This is a genomic window from Phenylobacterium sp., from assembly GCF_037138395.1.
GTDB lineage: Bacteria > Pseudomonadota > Alphaproteobacteria > Caulobacterales > Caulobacteraceae > Phenylobacterium.
In genome coordinates this window covers 1-4993 of record NZ_JBAXIM010000171.1, presented here as the reverse complement: position 1 = coordinate 4993, position 4993 = coordinate 1, and the positions used below count along the sequence as shown (strand labels likewise).

Below are 4993 nucleotides of genomic sequence, written 5' to 3'. Positions count from 1 at the left end.
AGGAACCGCACCAGCACCCGCTGGCCGATCAGCAGGGGCGCGTCTGTGGCGCTGACCACGACCTCAACCACGCGTTCGTCCTTCCGCTCGGAGGGATCGTCGGACTGTAGCTTTCGCGCGCCGAAGACGGCCGAGATGCGCACAACGGAGCCGGTATAGCGCTTCGCCGGGTCGGCCTCGGGACTGATCTCCACCGCCTGGCCCACTGACACCGAGGGCAGGGCGCCTTCGGTCACCTCCGCCCGGACGATACGGGGGGTGCGCGGTTCGAGGTCAAAGAGGGTCGAGACGTTCAGGGTCGAGGCCCCGACACCCGGATTGGCGTAGCGCCGGGCGATCCGGCCGTCGACCGGGGCGCGGACCAGGGTCTGCTCGAGTTCGTATTGGGACTGGGCTAGGGCGGCCCTGGCGGTCACCACTGCGGCTTCCCCGGAGGCCAGGTCCGCCTCGGCCTGGCGCACCTGGTCGTCGGCCTGGTCCAGCTTCTGCCCGGCGACGAAGTTCGAACTCACCAGGGCCTGAAGGCGTTCACGCTCCCGGCGGGCCGTGGAGACGGTGACCTCAAGGGCACCGAGTCGCGCCCGGGCCTCGCTGAGGGCGGCGGAGGCGCGGCCGGCCGAAAGGCGCGGCTCCTCGTCCTCCTGCCGGGCCAGGATCTGGCCGCGGACCACGGCATCGCCCTCGTTGACCAGGACATCTCGGATGATGCCCGCCCGGCGTGCGGCGACCTGGATCATGCCGCCTTCCACATCGACCTTGCCATTGGCCGCCGCCGCGAAGGGCGAGGGCGCAGCGACCGCCTCTGCAGGGGCAGGCCCTGAAGGCGTGCGGCTGCGCCAGAAGGCGAAGCCGGCTCCTGCCGCCAGCAGGAGGGCGAGGGCCCAGGCCAGAGGATTGCGCAGCAGGCCTGTCATGGTGTCTCCGCTTCGGTTCCGGCGATCCGGCCATCCTCGATATGGATGACCCGATCCGCCCAGGCTTCAAGTCTCTGGTCGTGGGTGACGCAGATCACCGCCGCGTCCTGCTCCCGGGCCGCGCCCTGCAGGAGGGAGATGACCCGCTGGCCGTTCTCGCCGTCGAGGGCTGAGGTGGGCTCGTCGGCAAAGATCAGTCGCGGCTGCTTGGCGAGGGCCCGGGCAATGGCCACCCTCTGCTTCTCGCCGCCGGAGAGTTCCGCAGGGCGCAGGTTCAGGCGCGGGGTCATGCCCACGGCGTCCAGGGAGGCCTCGGCCTGGGCGCGGGCCGCCTTTGGGCTGCGCCCGGCAAAGCGCAGCACCTGGGAAACCTGCTCCAGGGCGGTGAGGGCCGGGAAGAGATTGAAGCCTTGGAAGATGAAGCCGCAGTTGGCCAGCCGGAACCTGTCGATCTCGGCTGGCCGGAGCGTCCAGAGATCCGCGCCCAGGGCGCTCACGCGCCCAGCGTCGGGCCTCAGCAGGCCAGACAGCACCGCGATGAGGGTCGACTTGCCCGAGCCCGAGGGGCCCATGACCAGGGTGATCTCGCCGCTCCGGGCCCAGAAGGCCGCATCATCCAACACCGTCAGGACCGTATTTCCCGATGTGTAGCGCTTGGTCAGGCCCTCGGCCTGGATGGCGATCGCGCCACTCATCTCAGCAGCTCCGCCGGCTGGCTCCGCGACAGGGCGCCCAGGGACAGGAAGCCAGAGACCAGGGCGATGGCCATCAGCAGGACGGCCACCTCGCCCACATAGGCCAGCGGCAGGCTCATCGCGATGTTGTTCAACCGCGCCGCCACCAGGACGCATCCCATCAAAAGGGCCGTGACCAGGAGGCCGGCGATCCCGACCCAGAAGGCCAGCTCCACCACTACTCCCCGAAGGGCACCCATCGAGACCCCCAGGGCCCTCAGGCTGGCGAATTCGCGGATATTCGAGGCCACGGCGCCCCTCAGCGTCTGAGAGGTGATGCCGATGCCGATCAGAAGCGCCAGCACCAGGGAGAAGCCCAGCAGGATGCCGACGACCTGTTCCTGCATGAATTCCGCCCCGTTGGCCCTGGAAAGGTCCTTCGGAAGCCAGGCTCGGTATTCGCCATTGGCCTGCGCGTTCAGAAAGTCACGAACCTCGGCGGCGCGTTCGGGGTGTTTCAGCTTCAGCAGGAGCAGGCCGCTCCGGTCGCCGCTGGTCAACATGCGCAGTCGGATCAGGGTGTCCCGGGACACGAAGGCGGTGGGGATCTCGATGTTCGCGTATCCCGTCACCGTCGCGGCGACCTGGAGGGTCTGCCCCCGCAGGATAACAGGATCGCCGACGGCGACGCCCAGTTTTTTCAGGGCCGAGGCGTCCACCACCACCGCCATCGGTGTCTCCAGGGCGCGCCGGGCCGCCTCCGGAAAGTCCGTCGGCAAGGTCACCGACCCGGGCGTAGGATCGACCATGGCGACCCGGGCGTAGGTGCGGACCTGTTGTCCGCCCGCCTGCGGGATGTTCGTCCAGTCGGCGATGTTGACCTCCCAGGTGTCGACCGCCGCCACCTCGGGATGCAGGTACATTCGCGGCCGGATCCGGCTGGGCACTTCTGCAACCGTGGTTCCCATCAGGCTCTGGGCCTTGGGGGGCATGATGACGATGTCGGCGGGGGACCGGTCGATGGTGGCGGTGTAGGCGGTGAGGATTCCCGTGACGAGGCCGACCTGCGACAGGATGAGCACACCCGAGAAGGCGAGCGCCAGCACGGCGGCGAGATAGCGTCGCCATTCGTGCAGCAGCGTGGCCAGGGCCAGGGACATGGTATCTCCGCGGGGAGTCTTCCCCGGCTGTACTCTCCCACGGTCTGCGTTAATTGAAGGTAAGGCTATCGTCTTGAAACCGTGACTTTGCGCCAGCGCCCCACCCCAGGGGGTGGCCCCGACGACCCGGGCTCGCTAAAAAGCGTTTCGGGTGCCCGTTCCGGGCCAAAACGGATGGTGACATGGACTTCAAGCTCGCTGGTGCCTTCCTGGCTGCCGCCCTCTGCCTCCCCGTCGCCGCCCGTGCGGACGAGGGCATGTGGACCTTTGATGCCTTTCCCGCCGCCAGGGTTGAACAGTCCCTCGGGGTGAAGATCGACCAGAAGTGGCTCGACCGCGTCCAGGCCGCCTCGGTACGCCTGACCAGCGGCTGCTCGGCCTCGGTGGTATCACCCGAGGGCCTTGTCCTCACCAACCAGCACTGCGTGATCGACTGCGCCCAGAACCTGTCGACCGGCTCGGCCGACTATGTGAAGGACAGCTTCCTGGCCCGCACCCGCGAGGAGGAGCGCGCCTGCCCGGGCATCCAGGCCGAGATCCTTCTGTCGATCATCGACGTCTCCGCAGACGTCTCCAAGGCGACCTCGGGCCTGCCCGGCGGCGACTTCATCAAGGCCCGCAACGCCGCTTACGCTCGCCTGGAAAGCGAGACCTGCAGCCGGGATCTCCAGACCCGCTGCCAGGTGATCAGCTTCTACCGGGGCGGCCAGCACAAGCTCTACCGCTACCGGAAGTATTCCGATGTCCGCCTTGTTTTCATGCCGGAATTGACCGCAGGTTTCTTCGGGGGAGATCCCGACAACTTCAACTTCCCGCGCTACGCCCTCGATGTTGGGTTCCTCCGGCTCTACGAAGCGGGCAAGCCGGTTCGTACGCCCCAGCACCTGACCTGGAAGGCCCGGGCGCCTGTGCCGGGCGAGGCGACCTTCGTCTCCGGCAACCCGGGCTCCACCGACCGCCAGCTCACCGTCGCTCAACTTGAGACCCAGCGCGACCTGGTCATCCCGGTCAGCCTGCTGCAGCGGTCCGAAATGCGCGGCCGGCTGATCGAGTTCTCCCGCCGCGACGTCGAGAGTCGCCGGATCGCCACCGATCCCCTGTTCGGCGTCGAGAACGGCTTCAAGGTCAATTTCGGTCGCCAGTTCGCCCTCAACACGCCGTCCCTTATGGATGCCAAGCGCGCTGAGGAAGCCGACCTGCGGGCGCGGGTCGCCGCCGATCCGGCCCTGGCCGCCCGCATCGGTGACCCCTGGTCCGAGATCGCCAGCATCCAGAAGGTCTATGCCGACCAGTACCTGCGCTTCCGCCAGCTCGAGGCGGCGTCGGGCAGGTCCTCCGACCTCTTCAACTTTGCCCAGATCCTTGTCCGGGGTGCCCGTGAGCGCACCCTGCCCAGCGCAGAGCGTCTTCCTGAGTTTGCCGACGCCCGCCTGCCCCTGATGGAAAAGCAGCTTCTCGACGCCTCCCCCGTCGATCCTGCCCTTGAGCAGCTTGAGATGGAGTTCTGGCTGCTGAAGACCCGGGAGTACCTGACCGCAGATGACCCGGTGACCAAGCTCCTTCTGGGCCGCGAAAGTCCGGAGGCCCTGTCCCAGGCCCTCGTCTCCGGCTCCAAGCTGGGGGACCCGGCCGTGCGCAAGGCCCTCTGGCAGGGCGGTCTGCCAGCCATCGAGGCCTCCACCGATCCCATGATCCGGTATGCGCTGAAGATCGACACCGAGGCGCGGGCTGCCCGCAAGGCCTGGGAGACGCAGGTCTCTGCCCCCACTGAGGCCGCCGCCGCCCGCATCGCCATCGCCCGCTTTGCGGTCTATGGCGACAAGGTCTATCCCGACGCCACCTTCTCCCTGCGCCTGTCCTACGGAAAGGTCGCTGGCTGGACCTGGCGCGGGACCGAAGTGCCTGCGACCACGAAGATCGCCGGCCTCTACGAGCGCGCCACCGGTGCCGAGCCCTTCCGCGTGGCCGACCGCTGGCTGGCCGCCCGCGACCGCATGAAGCTCGACACCGTCTTCGACTTCGTCACCACCAACGACATCATCGGCGGCAATTCCGGCTCGCCGGTGATCAGCGCCAAGGGCGAAATCCTGGGTGCCGCCTTCGACGGGAACATCCATTCCCTCGGTGGAGATTACGGCTATGACGGAACCCTCAACCGGACGGTGGTGGTCTCCACTGCGGGCGCCACCGAGGCCCTGCGCCATGTCTACGGCGCCGAGGCCCTGGTCCAGGAGCTGGGCGTCCG

The 4993-nt window shown here is 68.1% G+C and carries 4 protein-coding genes; 1 reads left to right on the top strand and 3 read right to left on the bottom strand.

The genetic code is table 11. The annotated features are described in order from the left end of the window. The 3 genes from WCJ52_RS11485 to WCJ52_RS11475 all read right to left on the bottom strand — a co-directional run. Window positions 1–914, bottom strand: a 914-nt coding sequence (locus WCJ52_RS11485) for an efflux RND transporter periplasmic adaptor subunit (RefSeq protein ID WP_336903446.1), incomplete at its 3' end; no start/stop codon positions are given. Then, window positions 911–1609: an ABC transporter ATP-binding protein gene (locus WCJ52_RS11480; protein WP_336903445.1), complete on the bottom strand. Its 699-nt coding sequence runs from the start codon at window positions 1607–1609 to the stop codon at window positions 911–913. The genes WCJ52_RS11485 and WCJ52_RS11480, both read right to left, overlap by 4 nt. After that, entirely contained in the window at window positions 1606–2748 is a 1143-nt protein-coding gene (locus tag WCJ52_RS11475; protein WP_336903444.1) for an ABC transporter permease, read from the bottom strand. Before WCJ52_RS11475 ends, WCJ52_RS11480 begins: the two co-directional genes overlap by 4 nt. Window positions 2749–2930: 182 nt before the next feature. Between WCJ52_RS11475 and WCJ52_RS11470 the strand changes: the two genes are divergently transcribed. Continuing rightward, the coding region (locus WCJ52_RS11470; RefSeq protein WP_336903443.1) for a S46 family peptidase at window positions 2931–4993 on the top strand (2063 nt) is incomplete at its 3' end.